We start from the raw sequence: 20,516 nt of genomic DNA on the forward strand, positions 1-20,516 counted from the left end.
TGCCGCTGCGCCGCCCCCCCGCGCGCCCCGCCCCCCCCCCCCCCCCCCCCCCCCCCCCCCCCTCTCTCCGTCGCACTTGCACAACCCGCACTGATATTCCGGCACCAACGCAAGGTTCCCACAATGTTGCTGGGGCATGCTGTCCACCATGGCCCATCCCGATCCCGTCTACCTGCCCACCCGCCCGCGTGCCCACGGACGTCCGCGTCCGGTGCCCTACGCGGCGCCGACGGTCGATCTCAAGGCCGAATACCAGTTCTGGCAGGCCTACGAACGCCTTGTGCGCCCACTCCCCGGCGGCGGCCTCCGCCTGGCCTGGCTGGTCTTCCAGAACGTCTACCGCGCCCGCGAACGCTTCCCCGATGACACCCACGAAGCCGCACTGGCACGCGTCCTCTTCGGCAGCAATATGACGCCGCAGCGTGCCACCGAGCTGCAGGACCTCTATGGACTCGTCAGCCGCCGCCTGGCCACCGTCGCTGCAAGGGCCCCTAGGCCGTAGGTAGGTAGAGTCGAGCTTGCTCGACTGCTCCCCGCAGGAAAGGGCTCTGACCCCACCTCACGGCGTATCGTAGAGACGCGGCCCTCCATCCGCGCCAGCGCAGGAAACGCCGATGTCTCTGCCCTCAGGCCATTACCGCATCCTCGACTACCGTGAGTTCCACGACCTGCCGCGGCTGATGTGGGTGGCCGATGAGGCTTCACGCCAGTGGCTGCTCGATTGCCCCTTTGACGATGCGTTGGATGACTACCCCGCCGAGTACCGCGTGCACACCATGGGCACCGATGTGGAAGACGCAGTGGAACCGTGGGAGAAGCACGCGTTAGGTCTGCTGGCCATGGTCGGTACCGTGCCAGTCGCTGCCCTCCAGTTCGACGCCACCCACCGCGCCTCCTTCCACATCGCGTAGCACCCGACCCGTAGCATCGAGCTTGCTCGACTACGCCTCACCAACCGCCTATCCCCCAAACACGCACCGCTCCTCCTTCGGCACGCCCTCCACAACGTCCCGCAACCGCGCCTCCAGCCACGACGGCTCCCCGCGTTCGCCCACCGATCGCGCATGGCCAGGCTCCTCCACCAGCCATTGCTGGAAGCTCTCCAGCAGCCGCGCAACATCCGGCGCACGCGTAAGCGCATCCGACGGCATCCGCAGCAGCACACGCGCGGGCGCGTTCTCCACCTCCATCACCGCCACGCCCTTGCAGCGAATCTCGAACGAGCCCGCGCCATCAGAGCGCGCATGGAACGAAAGCCCCTGCAGTGCCTGGCTCGACGCATAGCCCATCGCCTCGCTGCGCAGCAGCCGGTACTCAACCACAGGCAACTTCCGGTAAGCCGAAACCTCATCGCCTGCGCGCGCGGGCCACTGCATCCACACTGCCGCCGCCAAACCCACGCAAAGCACCGCCAAGCCGAAATACCACTGCTTCATCCCACACCTCCATCAACCCAGGCCACCGGGGTCAGACCCCTCCGCCCCCAACACCACCGGGCTCTGACCCCAACCGGCCACCGTGGTGGGGGGGCCCCCCCCCCCCCCCGGGGGGGGGCCCCCCACCCCAAGTAGATCCACGCCACGCGTGGATGCCCTTCGCGGCCAACCAACCACCCTCACCCCTCCGGCCGCACCCGCTCCTGGATAAACGCCGTAAGCGCAAGCGAAGCCATCGCCAATCCCTCCAACACGCGATCCCCCACGTACTGGTCAGAGTCACCGTTCTGCTGCGCGCGAATCGCCGCCAGCAGAATCTCCTGCACCACGCGCTGTCCCGCCAACGCGCAGTCCGCATCGGCCATGGCGATCTGCCGGCCGCGAAGGTGATGGCGCTCAGGCCAAGGCTGTCCATCGGACGCCGCACCCGCACCAATGCTGCGCAGGAGGGCGATGAGGGTGTTGGGGTCCAGGCCAGGCGAGGGCGCTTCCTGGATGGGGCGCGGGGGAGGGGAATGCGGCTTGTTCATGGGAGGCTCCGTGCAAGCAGGCAGAAGCCGCCACCGATGAAGGTGGCGGACGATGCGTGGCTCGAAAACCGGTGTTAGACAATGCCGGCGGGTACAAGACCCCCACGCACCGCCCGCCATAGCCGGCAGACGGATTGCCAGCCGGCACCACGCAAGGTGGTACCGGCTGGCAAGCGTAAACAACGTCTAACATGTCGGGTTTTCGACGCCCGGCCACCCTTTGTCGGTGGCACTGCCAGAGTTGCCTGATGCTGTTGGGATTGCCAAGAGGTTAGGGGCAATGCCGCCACAACCCAATGCTCTTTCGTAATTTTCTTATAGGGTTAAGCGCAAGCAGGCCATTGGCAGACAAGGACTTTGGCGTTTTTGCGACGAGTGCGTCAGATTGCCGATCAGGGCGAATGGATATGGCAGATGCGACACGTCAATCGAAGGCGGGCGTCGCCGTGAGCGCCGCTGGTGGAGATCATCTGAGATCGAGCGAGGCGGGGAAAATCTGGAAAAGGGTGTGGCGGAGCCGGGTAAGCATCCGGCTGCACCCAATGGAGCTCACAGCGCAAACAGGGGTCGTACAATGGGGGGCACGATACGGAGATCGAACTTGACTGGCGACCTATACCTGAAGGCGATTCTTACGCGGGAGGCCGTCGATACGACCTTGTTCTCCCCGGCGTTCTTAGCGAGGGCAACGCTGACCCCGGTGATCAATGCTTGGGGCGGTCAGTACGTGCAGTCAGTAACTCCAAGCGGATCCTTCGCTAAGGGGACATCCAATAAGAGTGGCACTGATGTGGATCTCTTCATTTCCTTGATTCCTTCGACCCCCGATAGCCTTAAGCAGATCTACCTGACGCTCTTCAACGCTCTGTCAGATGCGGGCCACGCTCCTCGTAAGCAGGATGTGTCTCTGGGCATTCGGGTGGGTCAGATTGATGTGGATCTTGTACCAGGGAAACAGCAAACGGTGCTCACCACGGACCATAGTCTCTATCGTAGTCGGGCAGATACTTGGACGAAGACCAACGTACAGACCCACATTGACGTAGTGCGTACGGCGGGCATGCAACCTGAGACGAGGATCATCAAACTCTGGCGGGATCAGAATGGATTGGACTTCCCATCTGTCTACCTTGAGTTGATTGTGATCCGGGCGTTGCAGCTAAATTTCTCCGTAAGCTTGGCCGAGCGCGTTCTGGTGGTACTGCGCTTCTTGGCCAGTAATTTCGTAGCCGCTCGTGTTACAGATCCCTCTAACGGAAACAACGTAATCTCTGATGATCTTACGGTTGCAGACAAGCTAGCGATTGAGCGCGCCGCTCAGGTTGCGCTTGCGCAAGAGTCATGGGGCAGCATCGTCCAATGAAACAGCCGTCACTTCCCAACCTTCTGGATCACCTGCACGAGCAGGTGGAAGCCGCGCTTAAGACTGCCCGCTTGGCGTTGCATCACCCCACCGATAAGGGAGATGCCAGTGAACAGGTCTGGATCGATCTGCTAAGCAGCTACTTGCCCAAGCGCTACGTGGTGAGCAAAGCCCATATTGTGGATAGCGAGGGGAACTTTAGTCAGCAGATCGACGTGGTCATACACGATCGCCAGTACTCCCCACTGGTCTTTGCGTACTCGGGCGTGCATTACGTTCCTGCGGAGAGTGTGTATGCGGTCTTTGAGGCCAAGCAGGTGACCAGCGCGGAGACTATCGGCTATGCGCAAATCAAGGCAGAGAGTGTGAGGCGCTTGGTCAGAACAAGCATGCCTGTGCCTACTTTTGATGGTCCCAAGCCAGCAAAGGAGCCAGGGCGCATTCTGGCCGGGCTGCTTTCATTGAGCAGTTCGTGGACCCCTCCGCTGGGGGGCACCCTGGTCGACCATGTTCTTGGGAAAGGCGGGAACGGACAGCTGGATATGGGCTGTATTGCAGATGCGGGTACGTTCTTCATGAGCGATGAAGGCGCTCTCGAACTGCAGGTTGGGTCACGGGCAACCACACGGTTCTTGCTTGAACTAATGGCCAGACTCCAGGAGCTCGGAACGGTACCGATGCTCGATATCCGTAGTTACGCTAAACACATCCCTTAGATTGGCGTGAGAATTGCTGCTGAGCATGCAGCTGCACGGGCACTACTCGCGCACTGGGCTTTGGTGGCTTTTCTCCTTGGCGATGAATGCTCCTTCATCGTGGATGCCAGCGTAGTGGTTGCCTTGCACGTGCTCTGGCCATAGCTGTCCAGGAAGGCCCACAAAGTCCAAGGGAAGGTCAACCTCGTCAGCCGGTCCAATGTTGGCGTATCGATCAAAGTTCTGGGGTTGCCACTTGTCGAAAAGGAAGTCCTTGTTCCACGCCATTGCAAACGCAAGCGGGTAGCTTTTGAGCAGATACATAGCGCTAGAAATGCCAGTGGCAAAGTTGCCCAGCGCGAAGTCGCGAATTACTGTGCGTCCTGCGTAAGGATAGACCCAGTAGCTAAGGCGGACTTCATGAAGAAGATCAGAGTCAGGGTTGAAGAGGTGCCTGCTGAGGCGCTCGTCGTACCTTCCGAGGCCTACGGAGCAGATGTGCCCGAGAATTCCCCGAGCCACCTGCTGTGGGCGGATCCTGATTGACTGATAGTAAGTTACCTTTTGGGCATCGGTCAGCACCTGGCAAATCTGATCTGTCATTGAAATCAGTGCCTTGTCGTAGGGCGCCATGACTGCTCCATTGCAGGTTTTGCACAAGGAGCGGAAGCAGACGCCGTCAGGCATCTTGTAGGATTGAGGACGCTTTTGTCCCGAAATAGTGTCTGAAACACTCGATACCCGAAGGGCTATTCCCCTCGCCCACCCCTTTGGGGGCACATGGTTGACTGTGAGATCTGCCTGTCTGCCACAGATGTTACAGATGCCGGCGGCTGCGCCAACGGGGAACTTGAAGGACATCGGAAGCCTAGTGCTGATCAGTTGGACAACGTCGCGAGTTAGGGCGAAGACTACTTTCCAGCAGCGTTGATCTCAAGCTCATTGAAGTTGCTGTGCAATCCCTTAGGAATGGTAGCCTGGCCAGCAGGCGTCAGATCTGACGAAGATGTTCAATACAGCGTGGCTTACGTTTGGACGCGATGGCCGGTCGGCTTTCCATCGAACAGCTGCGCGGGCTTGTTGATTACGATCAAATGCGGAGGGTTTACGCTGAGGTGAGCATTGACCTTTTCGAGTTATCGCAGTTCCATTGGCTGGTAGTAAGTGAGGAAGTTCTCAACGAAGCTTCCTGATCGCCGAGTCGCACAGCAGAGCCGGCATCTGGCTCTCGGTCTCGTCACTCAGGATTGCATGCGATCTGCTGCTGGTGGACAAGGATGTTCCACGCCCCAGCCGGACTCTACTGTTTGATCGTCTGGCTAGACAATAGTGACCGTCCCGAAGTTCCAGCGCAGGTACCATGAACCGGTTGAGTGCGTTCACTGAAAGGGCTGTGGAAAACGCTTCATTAGGGTATTGTCCCATTTCAAGCCGTAGGGTGCGCGATCCGCTGTCCGCCAATGAAGCGGCTTGTAAATCGGATTTACTCCATAAACCGTTAAAAGGAATTATCGTGAAATTGAATTCTGCTCTTTCTCTCGCCTTGGTTGCGGTGCTCAGCGCTGCGACTTCAGCTTCCGCAGAAGAAAACGTGAATCACTCGGTCACCTACAATGCTTTTGTTGAGGTTTTCAGCAACGGCGTCCTCGTTGGCACGAGCAGCGAAGTTGGGCGGGTCGAGCGTGTACCGTTCGTTGTCCGCGGAGCGAAAGGTGATACGTCATACGAGTTGGAGTTCACGCCCTACCCACTCACCAATGGCAACATCGCCTTTCGTCGCATCGGCGCTGTTACCACACTTATTCACCATGCCAAGAACAGCATCGAGGCGAAGGCGGGACTTGCTCCGAGTGTGAGTCGCTGTGGAGCGGCCGATAGCCCAGACCAAAACGCTTCGGTGAAGCCTGGTGTTCGCACTTCAATCGTGGGTTTGGGCGGTCGCGGCAGCACGACCATGCCTGGCTGCGAGATCTTTCTGACCATGAGCGTTCAAGACTGAGTCAAAACTTCGGCATCGAGTACGCAGTCTTGCGACCGCCGCTGCTATCCCTTACCCCCGTGCCTCCCTGATGCTGCGGTTGGTTGGCGCGGTAGGTCTGAAGGTTGCCGCGATAGGGTGTGTCGAATGCCTGCATAAGTGACGGCCTGTAGCTGACCTGACGCTGTAACAAAAGGGCTCCGAAATCGTTCGATTTCGGAGCCCGAGCTTTTCTGAGCTCATGGTCAACGCTTTCTTGGCAGCATTGAAATTGCCTGGAACATCTCTGCCACGATAGTCCCAATTGGGCTCTACTTCCAAGAGCCGCTTACGTGTCGCTCCAGCCCTTTGTTTCAAGCTCGCAATATCGGGGCTGTTCAGTGCTGTTGCCAGTGACCTTTGGGCCAGCACGCCTTCGGCGGCATTGTCCGCGGCACGACTAGGATGCACTCTGCATTCGCACTGGCAATAGTATCCGGCAGCGCGCCGCTGACCGGCGGCGGTTCGTCGGTCAGGGCCAGCTCGCCGAGGAATTCGTAGTGCCGAAGCGATTGCGGTTCGACCTTCCCGCTCGCGGCGAGGCTATCCAGTGCAGTGACTAGAGCGTAGAGCCCGCCGTACTTTGAGAAGGCCGGGGCAAGTTCAAGTCGCCGTTCCGTTGTGGGAAGTCGAAGCGCCTGCAACGCGGGGCTGCATGTATACACGCGCTAGCGCCTTGCCTGAGGTCAGCTCAACCGCAATGGGCTTCCCAGATGTCGTGCTCTCTCGCAGTTCCCCCATATCCATCTTGGCCAATTGGATCCGCAATTCGGTGCACTGCGGTGAGGTTTCTTATCCGTCGCTTAGCGCTTGTCAGTCATCCGTTGTCACACGTGCTGCTTTTCGTCCCCAACCCCCGACCGCAACCTCCAAAGCAACGCCTGCCTCGCATGCGCCACCCGCGGCTGCCGCAACCCCGCCGCAGTCCACATCAAGTAGTAATCCAGCCTCGCCCGTCCCACCGGCCCTTCAATCTCCACCAGCGTCCCTCGCTTCAGCGCATCCGCACACAGATAGTGCGGCAGCACCGTCCAGCCCACGCCCAACTGCAACGGCCGCTGCAATCCCCGCAGATCCTGCCCCAGCAACGCAGGCAGCGGCGGGCGCACATCCAACTGGTTGAACTGCAGCCACGCATCCACCAGCGGCCGGTCCAGGCTGTAGGCCAGCAACGGCTCCTCGCATAGCGCCGCCCCGCAATCCGCACGCGCGGCGATGCGCTGCGCGACCTCCGGTGCAGCCACGGCCAGCAGCGGCTCCTGCCGCACGGTTTCGCAGCGCAGCCGATCATCTTCGGGCGGGTAGACCGTAATGCCCAGGTCGCACGATCCATCCAGCAGCATCTGGCAGACCACGCTGGTGCTGCCGGTCTGCAGCCGCACGCGCATGCCCACCTTGATAAGCGGCACCAGTTCGGCGGCCACCACTTCGGCCAGGAAATCGGCGTGCCCGACGATATGCAGCGCGCCGGCCACTTCGTCAGAGCGCGTGCGGGCGGCGGCCAGCGCGGCCTCGGCCTGGTCCAGCTTGTCGCCCACATCGGCCGCCAGTTCATCAGCGGCGGGCGTGGGCTCTACGCCGCTGGGCAGGCGATGGAACAGGGTGCGGCCGAGGGAGGCTTCCAGGCCGGCGATGTGCTGGGACACCGCAGGCTGGGTCAGGTTGAGCCGGCGCGCGGCGCCACTGATCGAGCGCTGGCGGTAGACCTCGATGAAGGTGCGCAGGCGGGAGAGCGACATGCGCGGACCATAACATTATTTATGACCCTTCATCGAAAGCCTCGTTGGCCGGGGCCGGGCAGGGGGCGTAGCCTTTCCTCCATGGCGAAAGCCCTTGTGCTGCAAGGGATTTCGCGTCCTCCCCACGTATTCCAAGAGGCTGCCCCAGATGGATATCAGCACCCACGCCACTGAACTCAATACGATCCTGCGGGCCATGCGCGCCCATCAGATTGCCCAAGGCCCGGCCACGCTTGAGCAGCGCCGCGACCGCCTGCAGCGCGCGGCGAGGCTGCTGCTGGAGCAGCGCGAGCGTATTGCCGAGGCCATCTCCAAGGACTTCGGCCAGCGCAGCCGCTACCAGTCGCTGCTGGTGGACGTGGGCACCACCGCGGCCACGCTCAAGCATGCCGCCGCCAACGTCGGCACCTGGATGCAGAGCGAAGCGGTGGAGGCCCCGGTGGCCGGCATGCAGACGCGCATCGAACACCAGCCGCTGGGCGTGGTCGGCATCATCAGCCCGTGGAATTTCCCGATCAACCTGGCCTTCGCGCCGCTGGCTGGCGTGTTCGCGGCAGGCAACGCCGCGCTCATCAAGCCCTCTGAGCTCACCCCGGCCACCTCTGAACTGCTGGCCGAGCTGATTGCCGAGTACTTCGACCCGATGGAGCTGGGCGTGGTGCTGGGCGATGCCGAGGTGGGCAAGGCTTTCAGCGAGCTGCCGTTCGATCATCTGGTGTTTACCGGCAGCACGTCCGTGGGCCGCCATGTGATGCGCGCGGCCGCCAACAACCTGGTGCCGGTGACGCTGGAGCTGGGTGGCAAATCACCGGTGGTGGTGGCACCTGATGCCGACCTGCAAACCGCCATCGAACGCACGCTCACCATCAAGACGTTCAATGCGGGGCAGATCTGCCTTTCGCCGGATTACCTGATGGTGCCCGAGGGCAGCAACGCTGCGCTGGTGGAGCATGCGCGCCAGTTCATGGCCCGCACCTTCCCGACCCTGCAGGACAACGAGGATTACACCTCCATCGTCAGCCAGCGCCACTTCGATCGTCTGGTTGGCCTGCTGGCCGATGCCGCCGACAAGGGCGCGACGATCATTTCCCTGGCCCCGGCCGGCGAGCCCGCGTTCGATGCGGCCACCCGCAAGATCGCGCCGCACCTGGTGCTGGAGGCCACCGATGAGATGGGCATCATGCAGGAAGAGATCTTCGGGCCGCTGCTGCCCGTCATCGCCTACGGCGCTGCTGCGGAGCCCATTGCCTACATCAATGCGCACCCGCGCCCGTTGGCGGCCTATTACTTCGGCGACACCGCAGAAGGGCAGGCGGCGTTTACCCAGCAGACCACGTCGGGCGCGCTGGTCATCAACGATGTGATGACCCATGCATCGGTGGAAGAACTGCCGTTTGGTGGCGTGGGCGCGTCGGGCATGGGCGCGTACCACGGCGTGCATGGCTTCCGTCAGTTCAGCCACCGCAAGGCGGTGGTGGTGCAGGCCAAAGATGGGGCGTCGAACCTGCGGCTGCGTGCGCCGTATGGGGAGAAGGTGGGGGCGCTGGATGAGGCGCTGGGTAATGCCTTGAAGCGCTGATCCCAAAAGCCTATGTTGCGGGGTGCATAAGCAATGGCCCCGCGCGGGGAAACAGATCCGGAAGTGATGCCGCATCTGCAGATGCAAACGCGGATGCATTCAACACATGCATTACAGGCAAACAGGAGTGCCGACAGTGAAGTATGCCGTGGCTGCCATTGCGGGTTTGGCTGTGCTCTCTGGTTGTGCGACCTTCGGCGGCGATATGGTCGTGCGCGTTTCGGGAAGGGTGCCGACAGGCCAGAGTGATGATGGCGGGCTCGGTTGCGAGCTGAGCATGCTCGGAGAGAGCGGCAACGTGGTTTCGTCGAAACCCGTTGGGCGCGTGTTCTCGGTTCCCATGATGGTCGTAGCCGGTCCCGAGCCCAAGGGCTACCACTTCATCGTCCAGTGCAGGGACGGTCAAAGATTCGAGTCCGACGTGGTTCAGATCAGCAGCCAGCGCTCATACGCCAGGCACCTGGACCTGGGAGAGCTTCAGGCGCGGTAGCTGCGATCAGCATGGGCATGCAGGACGTCGACCGCCGGCCGGAAAGCGGTCGCTGACACCTGTCACTTGTTCAGCGGGTCCGGTCTGTCAATAGTGAGCGCCACCAACCGCCCTCCGTGCGGGCACTCACTGAAAGGACGTCCCGTGAACCTGCTGCTGCCCATCCTCTCGCACACCCCGATCTGGGTCTGGGTGATCCTGGCGTACCTCATCACCCGCGGCGTCGCGGCCATGCGGCCAGGACAGACCTCGCTGCGGAGGCTGGCGATCGTGCCGGCGCTGTTCACGGTGTGGGGCATCTGGTCGATCAGCCACCGCTACGGCGGTTCGCTGGTGGCGTGGAGCGAGTGGCTCGCCGGCATCTGTGCGGGCGCGATGCTTGGCTGGGTGCTGCTGCGCCGGGCGACGCTGACCGTGAATGAAGCGACGGGCCGGTTGTGGCGCAGCGCAGACTACAGCCTGCTGCCGCTGCTGCTGGTCACGTTCCTGGTGAAGTACGGGTTCGAGGTGGCGCTTGCGGTGTCGCCTGCGCTGAGTGCCAACGGCAGCTTCAGTGCTGCTTATCTGCTGTTGTCCGGTGGGTTCACCGGGATCTTTGTTGGCAAGTATCTGCGGTATCTGTCGGTGCTGCGCAAGGGCATGCCCAGCAATCTGGGCCCGGTGCATTGAGGTAGGGAGGGCTGATGGCTCTTCGATCGAAGCTTTGGCCTAGCCCACGCTTGTCCATCGAGACTGCTGGGTCTGGTTGTACGCTGGCTTGTTAGCCGGACCCGGCCGCCCTACGATCAAGCTGTATCAAGGGAGAAGCCCGCCATACGCTGCTCTGTGGGTAAGTCGTATGCCCCGAACCACGGGACCGTCTACCAGGTAGTTGGACCGCTAAGGATTGCTCAGTGAACGCTTTGGTTTCTGCTTTTCAGATTGAGTTTCTAGTGACGGCGCTATGTGCATTTGTAATTCTTTACATGCAGGCGCGTGCCTATCGCAAACACAGGAAGCAGTTCTTCCTTACTTTGGCAATCTCAACTGTATTCGCGATAGCCGCCTTCTTTATGAGGGCGCTCCCGTATTTTCTTCATATTCCTGAAAGCCAGTCGATCATGCTGTACTGGCTATCTGTCCCGCTAGCTATTCTTGCCACTGCACTTGGCACATGGGGCAGCGTCCAACTCTTTCAGGCATTCGATGCCAAATAGCATCGCTGGCATCGCGGTCTAACCAAGGATCGCGCTGTACCAAGGGGAGAGCCCGCCATGCGGTGCTTTGTGGGTAAGTCGTGTAACCGGACTCCGGGGTCCGTCTAATAGGTAATCAAGCCGCATGGACAGCTCTGATCGCATCTCGCTTGATGATCTCTCAGATGTCCGCAAGGCCGTATCGGTCATGCGTTTACGATCAATTCTTGCCGCAGGTGTCGGCGGAATCATCTTCAGCGCTTTCGTGCTCGCGGCATGGCTTTGGGTACGCCCTGGAGAGGTCTCTGCGGCCATTTTCCTGGCGGCGGTCAGCTACGTCCTGTTCGGCCTGCCGCTATTGGTGCGTTGGGTGCGACACTGGCGCATGATCTATCAGCGCCTTGCGGACATTGAGCTACGAGTCCAGGCTGGTGAGGTCGTGTATGGGTCGCAAGTGAAGTTCCCCTAGCTTGTGGCCTGACAGTTCATTCAAGCCGAGCCCGCCCCCCGGTCGGCTTGCCTCCAGAGTTGAGTGTCCGCTTCTGGCCGATAGCAGCAGTGCGCTCGACATGGCAGCATTCGAACAATAACGGCCACTGGTGCAGCGGCCGGGCACCAAGCTGCCGATCCGAGGTTCTGACTTGGCCTGTGCTGGATCAGGAGACGGTCAGACTATTTCCCGAGGCCTGCGGCGGGGTAGATTTCACTGAGCCAAATGTAGCAATGTGTCCTACGGGCGGGACGACGTCGCAGCTCTTCTAGAGCCAGAGAAATCCTGTTTGATTCAGCAAGAGCCGGGAGTATTTCCCGCTCACTAGCGGCGACACTGGCGCAGACGCGAGGTTGAATAGATGAAGAAGTTGCGTGCGCGTGCGACAAAGGACATGGGGGAAATTACTCCAGACGCAATTAGGAAGGTGGTACTCAATCTTTTCCGCCGCCGCCACGACTATGGCGACTTTGACCTCTCAGAGGTGGTGGCTGAACTTGGCCAGCTTGGGATTTCGACAGTAAAGCAATTGCGGCTACTTCTTAAAAAGCATCGTCGGTCAATTCTCAATGATGAGAGAACTCGGATGACCCACGCTGAAACTTCATACCTTCTTTCGCATTTCGACTCGCGAGGTATTGACGCACACACGAACACCTCTTGGTTTGCGATTACTGGTTTAGTGCGAGAGGCACTTGAAAAGGAGTTCGGGTGGGAAGTGGTGGAGCAGTTCTACGTAGAAGCGCCAGATGAAGGCTACGAAGAAGAGGCAGAATGAGTTTGCGTGCGGATCAATATTGCAACAGGATAAATCGTTCCGCTGGAGCTTCTGGAAGTGGACGATTGAAGGTAATCGACACATGCCGGATTTCTTCACGATGCCCATCAATGCCAGAGGTCTCTTCTTGCGCTCTCTATCTCTCGCATCCGGCTGTGTGCTCGCCCTCAGTGGATGCGGGAATGGCCGCTTAGGAGAGCTGCAAATGAAGCCCATCTACGCGGAACTAAGCGGTGTGTACTACGTGGGGGGTGAGGGCGAAGCGATCGACCCGGTGCGGGATGTTGCAATCTGGGTGTGGAGCAACAAGAGCGAGGTATTTGGCGACCAAACGGCGGCCAATGATCCTGACGGAGATGGTGTGGCGTTTGATCTCGCGTTGCGCTTCCCGGGTCAGCAGGCGACGGATGCGAGTGGGATGTTCTACAACTACCAGCGGGAGTATGACCCGGCGGTGGGGCGGTACTCGCAGAGTGATCCGATTGGGCTGATCGGAGGGGTGAATACTTACGCGTACACTGAGAGCAACCCCGTCAGCAGTGTCGATCCGCTGGGGCTTGCCAAGATCGTCCTCTTCAGGGAGGAAGAAGAGAAGTTCTACAAAGGCGCACGGTCTATGCCGGACGTCCCTGGGCGTTGGGCGATCTACGCCCATATGAGTCCCAACGTCGTGCAGAACGACAAAAAGGGTGGCGCAAGAATGAATGTTGCGGACGTCGCAGCAATGCTTGTAAAGGCAGGGTGGAAACCCGGCGAGCCCGTTGACTTTATGGGGTGCCGATCCGCACAAGGCGATAATTCGATAGCTGAGCGATTCTCAAGGGCTTACAATACGCCGACCACAGGCGCGACAAACTATATGTGGTTCAATCCAGGCGGTGTGTCTGGAATATGGGGGAGGACCGATGAGGGTCAGAAAGATGCCAGCAATCCTGGCCTATTCATGTCATTCTAAGGAGAGGTGAATGAATACCCGCATGAAGCTGCTCACCATCATGATTGCTTCCTTCGCGACAGGTTTTTTTTGTGTCGCGATCAATGCAGCAACGAGATTCATTCTTTGAAGAGGACCAAGGGAAAGATGTCTACGCGCCCGCAAGTGCCTCTCTGAGTGCCTCCCAGGTATCGGATCTGATGATCAAAGCAGAAAAGGGCGACATCTCTGCGATGCGAAAGCTCTACCTTTATCATGAATTTGTTTCAGGAGATGATATCGAGGCTCAGAGATGGCAGCGAAAAATGGCCGATGACGGGGACGTAGAAAGCCGAGCCGCGATCATGTCTAGGCTGGCGCTTTCATCTGATAAGGACATGGTTGGTCGTGAGAATATATTGAATGCTTGTGCGAGATGGTATAAAAATTGATCCGCTCAGGGGGGGGGCATGCTCGAGGCGGGAAGCGCCGCGATCAGCAGGGAGGGCGTGAGTAGGTGATTCATCTCCGTGGTTATCGCCGCATCGCTTTCCTCATGTGGAAAGAAGCTGTTGGATGCCCTGCCGGCTTACGAAAAAAAGGCAATCATGTCGGGGGTGATCGTTGAAAGCTTTTCTCTTTATCGTCGCGGCCCTGGTTGTAATCTATATCGGGAGTTGCTCGGCAGTATCTGTAACAACCACAAAGAAATTTGATCAAATTCGAGAGGGGGATTCTAGAGTCTCAGTGCTGGAGTCGCTGGGTAGAGCTGATTTCGTTGAAACCGAGGGCGAAAGATTCACTCGATATGCGAGTGTCAAATGTAGCCAGAGGTGCGTTGAGCGGCTGTGGTATGAGAACAGGCTTAGTCTAGATACTGAAGCGTGGTCTATCGAAGTGGATGCCAACGGAAACGTTATACACACTGCGCATTGGGCATCGCCCTGACCTACTGGTACATAGGAAGCTCGCTCTACAGATTGCCTGTGAGTCGAGGATTCATCTGACTGCTCATTTGAGATTGCGGACAAATTCTCATTGGAACTCCCGAGCTGAGCTGTGAGTTTGGGTGCGCAAATAGCATTGGGTAGCAATGTCCGCTTCTGGCCGGAAGCAGACATCAGCGCTGCGCCGGCGCCTGACGCGGTGCTACTCTCCGCTTTCGACCCCAAAGCAGACATTCTCCTTCGATGCCGCGAGCTGTCATAACTGTCCTGTCAGGTGCGAGTGACGACGCCGGATCCGAGGCTACGTTCAATGCCGAGTGGGAGCTTGTCGAGCAATGGTTGGACCGCTGGCGAGACAACATGGCTACCTGCCCCGAAAACTTTGAGGGGTGCGGTTGTTGCGTCGTCTATTGGGAAGTGGATGCACCGCAGTGTGCGCTAGAGGAGCTTCCTTCTCATCTCCTGACCGGCACGTGGTAGCCGACAACGAACGTCCGCTTCTGCCATTGGTGTCGCCGCCGAGCCTAGCGCTGGCTCCGGTTAAACGTCGGCTTGTTAGCCGGGCCCAGCGGCCCTAAGATCGGGCTGTATCAAGGGCTAAGCCCACCGTATGGCGCCTTGTGGGTAAGTCGTACAATCGGACCTGCGGGTCCGTCTATCAGGTAATTGGGCCTTGTCAGATGATCTCTAAGTACTCCACTGTGGTCGTTACGGAGATTCGGCATCCGCCGACGTTCTACGATCCATTCAAGATCAATAAGGCGCCGCCCCAGGTTGGGGACCGAGGTGCTGTCGTCGATTTGCTCCGTGGATTCGGTCTGCCCGACCGGTACGTTGTTGAGTGCATCAGTGGGTCGGGTGAGACAATTTGGCTTGGCGATTTCTCGGCGGATGAGCTGGCCTTGGCACCGGCCGACGCCTGACAATGCATTCAAAACGAGCCCGCTTCGCGGGTCGGCTTGAATCAAAATATTAGGCCTCTGCGATGAAACATCTCTTGCAAGTCCAAGACACGTTCCAAGTAACGGGCCGAGGCTTGGTCGTTGTGCCTGAAATCCCCATCGCGCCCCGCTTTGCAAACTTCACCGATACGGTTGTGGTCGAGCCCCCAGATTCCGAGCCATTTTAAGCCTCTGCAAATTTCTCTCTGACCCATTTCAGCCCGGGAGGCTTCAAGCTGCACATTACCTTCCCCGGGCTGTCTAAAGGGTCTTTGCCCATCGGGAGCTGCATCCTCGTATCGGATTCGGCTGCCGACAGGCTTTTGGTCGCAGAGGCATAAAAGTTCATTCAAGCTGGACTCGCTTCGCGGAGCGGCTTAATTCCAGAGTTCGAGCGTCCGCTTCTGGCCGAAAGCGGACACCGGAAACACGCTGACCAGTGCTTCGTGCGTGCTGTCACAACATCTGAGTGCACAGGGTTGGCACATTCAGTGGTCAGCCTGCAGATCATCGACCGCCGGGATTCAATCTCGACATGTCCGGGGCCAGCGCCTGCTATTTGAAGGCCTCAGCGTTACGGCTTCGGTTCTCCACTGATTGCACGCGACGACGCTTCCGCCGCTTGCAAAAGCTGTGGCAAGTCTGCATCCACCATCTGTCCATTTCGCTTCAGTATCTTTCCAGATACGAGAACGGTGTCGATGTCACTGGGGCGTGCCGAATAGACAAGCAGGGCCGAGGGGTCTCCGCCGCCAAAACCTGCCAGATTGAGTGAATCAAGACGGATGATCTGAAGGTCGGCGCGCTTGCCTACTTTCAGCGTACCAATTTCATCAGCCAAACCGATGACCTCGGATCCTCCTCGAGTGGCCAGCTCAAGGAGGCTGCGTGCATCCGGCGCCGCTTCACTACGCCGCGCACCACTCAAGGTAAGTGCTGCAAACCGCATGGTGGCGAACATGTCGGCACTGCCGGCCAAGGAATTGCCATCGATACCCAAGCCTCGACGGCTGACTCCCGCATAGTGATCAAGACGGGTCAAGCCGTAGCCCACGCGTTGCTCGCTGATAGGTGTGAGCGCCAGGCGTGCCCCCGCCGATTCCAGTGCCTGCAGCTGTGCGGCACTGGCGTCCGTGGCGTGCACAACCGTAAGCGAAGGGAACAGGTAGCCACGTTCGATGAGGGCGTCGAACATTGGCCCGGGCTCGCCGCTCACATGTACCTGGACGGGTATTTCAAGTTCACGTGCTGTATCGAACTCGCGCTGCCGCATGGCCCAGTTGCGCGCATCCTCGCGATCGCGCGGAAGCCGCCAGGCCAAGCCGATGCCAATCTGGGCGTCGTCCTTCTGTCTGGAAACGAGCATGCGGAGCTGGTCGAGATTGATCGGATGCTTGGTCGACCGGTCAGGGCCGCCGTAGTACAGCGTTCCGCGGATGCCTGACCGCTGCAGTGCTCGTAACCCAGCTTCACCATGTGCCGGGCTCGACACGTTATCGAAGAAGTCAGCAGTCGTGGTGATACCGGCCTGGATCAGTTCTACTGCCCCAAGATGCATGGCGGTTTCCACATCCTCCGGCGTCATTTTCGCAGCCGCCTTGGAACTCACCGGAAAGAACTGGCCGTCCCCGTTTCGGAACTGTCCACGCATCGTGGTGGTATAAAGGTGCGAATGGGTGTCGACGAAGCCGGGCAGTACGATTGCCTCGCGCGCGTCCACAATCGTGGCATCGCTGGCATTCAAGCCCTTGCCAATCCCGGAGATTCGCCCGTTTCGTATCAGTATGTCGGTGTTCTCAAGGTCGCCCACGCCGGCGTCCATGGTCATCACATAGCCGCCCCGTATCAGAATGTCTTCGGCCTGGGCGGTTGATCCACTCACCAGCAGAGCAGCACCGACGAGAAACATCGGAAGGCTTGTCTTCATGCATGCGTCTCCATCAGGAACAAGCGTGACGTTGGGGAATCCATGGACAGGCCGAGTGTCGCATCTGGTTGCACAGGCATCTTTACAACGTCTACACCTGGCTCGCTGGCGCTACAGTTCAGCGCTCCTCACCAACATCGAGAGGGGTATCCCCAGGGCATCGGCGATACGAACGAGGGTAGAGAGTTGAAAGTCCTTCCTGCCCTGTTCGACGTGCCCCAGCTGGGTCCGGTGCATTCCCAGCTGGCGCGCCAGCTCTATCTGCGTGACACCACTCTTTCGACGCGCGCGCATGATTGCGCGGCCCAAGGCCGATTGCGGGCTGCTGTAGGCATCAGAGCGCAGCGGTAGGGAGCTAGCCATTGTTGGGAATCTCAGTTGGCAGGCAGCTGCTTTGCTGCCTGCAGCTGCGCTCGCATCCTGGCGACTTCCTTTTCATCGATCGGCTTGGCCGCATTGCCCCAGCTGTTGCGGATGTAGTCCAACGTCTCGGCAATCTGGCGGTCGTCCATCTTCCACGCGAACGATGGCATGCCCGCGCCGGTGGGCTTTTCCATCGTCGATGCAGCACGTCCACCCACCAACATCACGTGCAGAAGGCTGGTGACGTCGTCCGACAGCAGGGCACGATTGCCTGCAAATGCGGCTGTCATCCCCCCCATGCCCTCGCCGCGAACGCCGTGGCATGCAGAGCAGTTGACCTCATAGCGCAGCGCGCCGCGTTGCATGGCGGGCGTATTGGCAGCCACTGCAGCGGGGCTGCCACCCGGCGATGCTGGCAGGGTCTTCAGGTAGGTGGCGATGGACTTCAGATCGTCTTCGGTCAGATGCTGGAAGGAGTGTTCAACAGCCTCTGCCATCGGGCCACTGGCTACCGACACGCCATTGGAGCCGGTGCGCAGGTACTCAACGATCCCCTCTTCAGGCTCGTTTCCCAGCCCCGAGTGCGGGTTGGGGGTCAGGTCCGGGGCGTACCAGTCGCCCAGGTTGCCGCCCTGCAGGTAGCGGCTGCCGATCTCAGCACCCAGCAGGTTTCGCGGGCTATGGCAGGCGGCGCAGTGCGTCCCACCGTCCACCAGGTACTGGCCGCGCTTGGCCTGGGGCGAAAGACCGGGCGTAGGGGTGAAACCGCGGTTGTCGAAGAACAAGAGGTTCCAGCCCGCCATCGCATAGCGGATGTTGAAGGGGGAGCCGAGACCTGCGTTCTCGTGGACCTCATTGCTCACCGGCTTCACCGTGGACAGGTATGCCCACAGATCATGCATGTCCTCATCGCTCAAGCGCTGATACGCGGTGTAGGGCATTGCCGGGTACAGCAGGCCCTTGCTGCCCTGGCCGTGTCGCACTGCCTTGAAGAAGTCCCGCTCCGTCATTGCCCCGATGCCCGTCTCACGGTCGGGGGTAATGTTGGAGGACATGATCTGACCGAACGGGGTGTCGATCGCGTACCCGCCAGCGAACTCGCCCTTGCCTGCGGTGTGGCAGGCAAGGCAGTCGCCGGTCCTCATGACATAAGCGCCGCGCTCAATAGCAGCGCGATCACTGCTCGTGGCGTCGGCCAAGGTCACCTTGTCATCGGCCACGTTGGAGCGGCTGACGTTGAGCCGGCTCCAGCCCAAGCCTGCAACCCCAACCGCCGCGACGGCCAGAACAATACCTGCAATGCGCTTCTTGCTCGCCATGGCTCAGCCTCCCGCCAACGGGCGCGGGTCGCGCACGTAGTCCTGGTGAATCTTCTGTGCGGTGCGGATCGCCAGGGCTCCAAGCGTGCCGGTCGGGTTGTAGCCTGCATTCATCGGGAAGGCCGATGCACCGACCACAAACAGGTTGTGGGCATCCCAGCTCTGCAGCCACGGGTTCACCGCGGAGGTCTGCGGATCGGCACCCATGACGGCGCCACCGACGACGTGGTCAGATGCCACGATTCCGGTGGTGAACGCCTTGTCGGCGAAGTTGAACGGCGACACATGGGCGGCGCCCATCTCGCGTGCGATTTCCACGGCGCGGTCCATGGTGAACTTGGCCATGTTGCGATCACTTTGCGCGTAGTCGTAGGTCAGGCGCAGCAGCGGCACGCCGAACCGGTCGGTGTAGTTGGGATCCAGATCGAGCGAGCCCAGGCGCGTGGGCATGGAGCAGCCCTGATTAAACAGCACGCCGTAGTTCTGGTAGTACTTCTTGTAGCCCTTCTTGAAGCCACTGCCCCAGCGCGGAGTGCCAGGCGGCAGGTTGGACGCCTTGGCGATGGGGGCGCCATCGCGCGAGAGCGTCAGGATGCCCGCACCGCCAATGAAGTCGAGTTTGGAATGATCGAAGTTGTCGCCGTTGTAGTCATCGATCTGCGAGCCGAGGCCACCGGCACCGATGAAGGGGTTGATGGTTTCATCCTCAAACCACAGGTCGGTGCCTGAAATCGTCTGGAAGCCGAAGTTGCGTCCAATCGTGCCTTTGCCCGTGTGCGGATCGTAGGTCTGGCCGATCTTCGAGTTCAGCAGGATGCGCACGTTGTCGACCTGGAATGCAGTCAGGCAGACGATGTCCGCAGGCTGCTCCACCTCGGTACCGTGTTCGTCCACATAGGTCACACCCGTGACCGTCTTGCCATCGGCCGCCTTGTTCACCCGGGTCACGCAGGCCTTGGTGATGACCTGGAAGTTGGGTCGCCGCATCAGCACCGGGAAGATGCAGGCCTGCGGGCTGGACTTGGAGAAGTTGCCGCACCCGTAGGCCAGGCAGTAGCCACAGTAGGTGCACGCGCCCATCGTCACACCCAAGGGGTTCACATAGGGCTGGGAGATGTTGGCGACCGGGATGGTGAACGGATGCAGGCCCATTCGCGTGGTCGCGTCATTGAACAGTTCCATCATCCGCAGCGTCTTCAGCTTGGGCGTGGGGTAGTCACGGCTGCGCGGCCCCTCGAAGACGTTGCCCTCGTTGGAGATCTCGCCCTTGATATTGCCGGCCTTGCCGGAGATGCCCGCGATGCGTTCCCAGCGGTCATAGAACGGCTCAAGTTCGTCATAGGTGACGCCCCAATCCTGCAGCTGCATCTCGCCGTCATCGGCGCGGGACCGGCCGTAGCGCTCGATGGTCCGGCTGCGGATCTCGAAGTCCCAAGGGCTGAAACGCCACGCCATGCCAGCCCAGTGGAAACCTGCACCGCCGACGCCACCGCCCATCTCGAAGATGCCAAAGTCGCGCAGCGGCGCGGCAACCTGGTCCAGGCTGTTACGGAAGCTGACGGTGTTGTCGCGCGGCGGCGAGAACAGTTCCTTGCGCTGGCCCCAGCGCAGTTCGTCCGGGTCAACGGCGGGTGGGGTATGGGTGGATGTATCCATCCAGGGGCCGCGGTCGATGGCGACCACATTCAGGCCAGCACGGGTGAGCTCTTCGGCCATCAACGAGCCGGACCAACCCAGACCGACGATGACCACGTCGGCCTTTGAGCGTTTGTTTGCCATGATGTCTTCTTCAGCTAGCGAGAGGCTGACTGCCG

At 60.1% G+C, this 20,516-nt stretch carries 21 protein-coding genes and 1 pseudogene; 14 read left to right on the plus strand and 8 right to left on the minus strand.

Annotation, left to right across the window (positions count from 1 at the left end):
• Nucleotides 1–136 precede the first annotated feature (136 nt).
• Both IAE56_RS04720 and IAE56_RS04725 read left to right on the plus strand, forming a co-directional pair.
• Nucleotides 137–502, plus strand: a complete 366-nt coding sequence (locus IAE56_RS04720) for a hypothetical protein (protein ID WP_234455885.1) — start codon at nucleotides 137–139, stop codon at nucleotides 500–502.
• A gap of 112 nt (nucleotides 503–614) precedes the next feature.
• Complete coding sequence (locus tag IAE56_RS04725; protein ID WP_200751662.1) at nucleotides 615–911, plus strand: hypothetical protein; 297 nt, start codon at nucleotides 615–617, stop codon at nucleotides 909–911.
• 48 nt (nucleotides 912–959) lie between these two features.
• Here IAE56_RS04725 and IAE56_RS04730 read toward each other — a convergent pair whose 3' ends face one another.
• Nucleotides 960–1,436, minus strand: coding sequence for a cold-shock protein (locus IAE56_RS04730; RefSeq protein ID WP_200751663.1), 477 nt, complete (start codon nucleotides 1,434–1,436; stop codon nucleotides 960–962).
• Nucleotides 1,437–1,615: 179 nt separating this feature from the next.
• On the minus strand, nucleotides 1,616–1,966 hold the full coding sequence (locus tag IAE56_RS04735) for a hypothetical protein (RefSeq protein WP_200751664.1): 351 nt from the start codon (nucleotides 1,964–1,966) through the stop codon (nucleotides 1,616–1,618).
• Between the two features lie 601 nt (nucleotides 1,967–2,567).
• Here IAE56_RS04735 and IAE56_RS04740 point away from each other — a divergent pair.
• Together IAE56_RS04740 and IAE56_RS04745 are read left to right on the plus strand one after the other, a co-directional pair.
• Nucleotides 2,568–3,329 carry a hypothetical protein gene (locus IAE56_RS04740; protein WP_200751665.1) on the plus strand — a complete coding sequence of 254 codons (762 nt, stop codon included), beginning with the start codon at nucleotides 2,568–2,570 and terminating at the stop codon, nucleotides 3,327–3,329.
• Nucleotides 3,326–4,045, plus strand: coding sequence for a DUF6602 domain-containing protein (locus tag IAE56_RS04745; RefSeq protein ID WP_200751666.1), 720 nt, complete (start codon nucleotides 3,326–3,328; stop codon nucleotides 4,043–4,045). The genes IAE56_RS04740 and IAE56_RS04745 overlap by 4 nt, the downstream gene beginning before the upstream one ends.
• A gap of 42 nt (nucleotides 4,046–4,087) precedes the next feature.
• Here IAE56_RS04745 and IAE56_RS04750 read toward each other — a convergent pair whose 3' ends face one another.
• Complete coding sequence (locus IAE56_RS04750; protein ID WP_200751667.1) at nucleotides 4,088–4,657, minus strand: hypothetical protein; 570 nt, start codon at nucleotides 4,655–4,657, stop codon at nucleotides 4,088–4,090.
• A gap of 727 nt (nucleotides 4,658–5,384) precedes the next feature.
• Between IAE56_RS04750 and IAE56_RS04755 the strand changes: the two genes are divergently transcribed.
• Nucleotides 5,385–6,023 carry a hypothetical protein gene (locus tag IAE56_RS04755; RefSeq protein WP_200751668.1) on the plus strand — a complete coding sequence of 213 codons (639 nt, stop codon included), beginning with the start codon at nucleotides 5,385–5,387 and terminating at the stop codon, nucleotides 6,021–6,023.
• A 356-nt stretch (nucleotides 6,024–6,379) separates the two neighbouring features.
• Here IAE56_RS04755 and IAE56_RS21060 read toward each other — a convergent pair whose 3' ends face one another.
• Both IAE56_RS21060 and IAE56_RS04765 read right to left on the minus strand, forming a co-directional pair.
• A complete protein-coding gene (locus tag IAE56_RS21060; protein WP_325167163.1) occupies nucleotides 6,380–6,706 on the minus strand; it encodes a magnesium chelatase domain-containing protein in 327 nt (108 codons plus the stop codon).
• A gap of 162 nt (nucleotides 6,707–6,868) precedes the next feature.
• Nucleotides 6,869–7,780 (minus strand): LysR family transcriptional regulator, encoded by a 912-nt coding sequence (locus IAE56_RS04765; RefSeq protein ID WP_200751669.1) that lies wholly within the window; start codon nucleotides 7,778–7,780, stop codon nucleotides 6,869–6,871.
• A 148-nt stretch (nucleotides 7,781–7,928) separates the two neighbouring features.
• Here IAE56_RS04765 and IAE56_RS04770 point away from each other — a divergent pair, with 148 nt between their 5' ends.
• From IAE56_RS04770 to IAE56_RS04810, 9 genes and pseudogenes are all read left to right on the plus strand, one after another.
• A complete protein-coding gene (locus tag IAE56_RS04770) occupies nucleotides 7,929–9,359 on the plus strand; it encodes a coniferyl aldehyde dehydrogenase (RefSeq protein WP_200751670.1) in 1,431 nt (476 codons plus the stop codon).
• 136 nt (nucleotides 9,360–9,495) lie between these two features.
• Nucleotides 9,496–9,849 carry a hypothetical protein gene (locus IAE56_RS04775; RefSeq protein ID WP_200751671.1) on the plus strand — a complete coding sequence of 118 codons (354 nt, stop codon included), beginning with the start codon at nucleotides 9,496–9,498 and terminating at the stop codon, nucleotides 9,847–9,849.
• Between the two features lie 144 nt (nucleotides 9,850–9,993).
• Nucleotides 9,994–10,518, plus strand: a complete 525-nt coding sequence (locus IAE56_RS04780) for a DUF6622 family protein (protein ID WP_200751672.1) — start codon at nucleotides 9,994–9,996, stop codon at nucleotides 10,516–10,518.
• Nucleotides 10,519–10,742: 224 nt separating this feature from the next.
• A complete protein-coding gene (locus IAE56_RS04785; protein WP_200751673.1) occupies nucleotides 10,743–11,045 on the plus strand; it encodes a hypothetical protein in 303 nt (100 codons plus the stop codon).
• A gap of 124 nt (nucleotides 11,046–11,169) precedes the next feature.
• Entirely contained in the window at nucleotides 11,170–11,493 is a 324-nt protein-coding gene (locus IAE56_RS04790) for a hypothetical protein (protein WP_200751674.1), read from the plus strand.
• Between the two features lie 382 nt (nucleotides 11,494–11,875).
• Nucleotides 11,876–12,292 carry a hypothetical protein gene (locus tag IAE56_RS04795; RefSeq protein WP_200751675.1) on the plus strand — a complete coding sequence of 139 codons (417 nt, stop codon included), beginning with the start codon at nucleotides 11,876–11,878 and terminating at the stop codon, nucleotides 12,290–12,292.
• A 265-nt stretch (nucleotides 12,293–12,557) separates the two neighbouring features.
• Nucleotides 12,558–12,851, plus strand: a pseudogene (locus IAE56_RS04800) (RHS repeat-associated core domain-containing protein); the annotation flags it as partial.
• A 575-nt stretch (nucleotides 12,852–13,426) separates the two neighbouring features.
• Nucleotides 13,427–13,657, plus strand: a complete 231-nt coding sequence (locus IAE56_RS04805) for a hypothetical protein (protein ID WP_200751676.1) — start codon at nucleotides 13,427–13,429, stop codon at nucleotides 13,655–13,657.
• 78 nt (nucleotides 13,658–13,735) lie between these two features.
• On the plus strand, nucleotides 13,736–13,921 hold the full coding sequence (locus tag IAE56_RS04810) for a hypothetical protein (RefSeq protein WP_200751677.1): 186 nt from the start codon (nucleotides 13,736–13,738) through the stop codon (nucleotides 13,919–13,921).
• A 1,746-nt stretch (nucleotides 13,922–15,667) separates the two neighbouring features.
• Here IAE56_RS04810 and IAE56_RS04815 read toward each other — a convergent pair.
• From IAE56_RS04815 to IAE56_RS04830, 3 genes are all read right to left on the minus strand, one after another.
• Complete coding sequence (locus IAE56_RS04815) at nucleotides 15,668–17,020, minus strand: amidohydrolase family protein (RefSeq protein ID WP_200751678.1); 1,353 nt, start codon at nucleotides 17,018–17,020, stop codon at nucleotides 15,668–15,670.
• A gap of 374 nt (nucleotides 17,021–17,394) precedes the next feature.
• Complete coding sequence (locus IAE56_RS04825; RefSeq protein ID WP_200751680.1) at nucleotides 17,395–18,702, minus strand: cytochrome c; 1,308 nt, start codon at nucleotides 18,700–18,702, stop codon at nucleotides 17,395–17,397.
• Between the two features lie 3 nt (nucleotides 18,703–18,705).
• The gene (locus tag IAE56_RS04830) at nucleotides 18,706–20,481 is read right to left on the minus strand and encodes a GMC family oxidoreductase (RefSeq protein ID WP_200751681.1); all 1,776 of its coding nucleotides are present in this window, start codon (nucleotides 20,479–20,481) and stop codon (nucleotides 18,706–18,708) included.
• Between the last annotated feature and the right edge of the window lie 35 nt (nucleotides 20,482–20,516).

Source organism: Stenotrophomonas sp. S41 (assembly GCF_016624625.1).
Taxonomy (GTDB): domain Bacteria; phylum Pseudomonadota; class Gammaproteobacteria; order Xanthomonadales; family Xanthomonadaceae; genus Stenotrophomonas.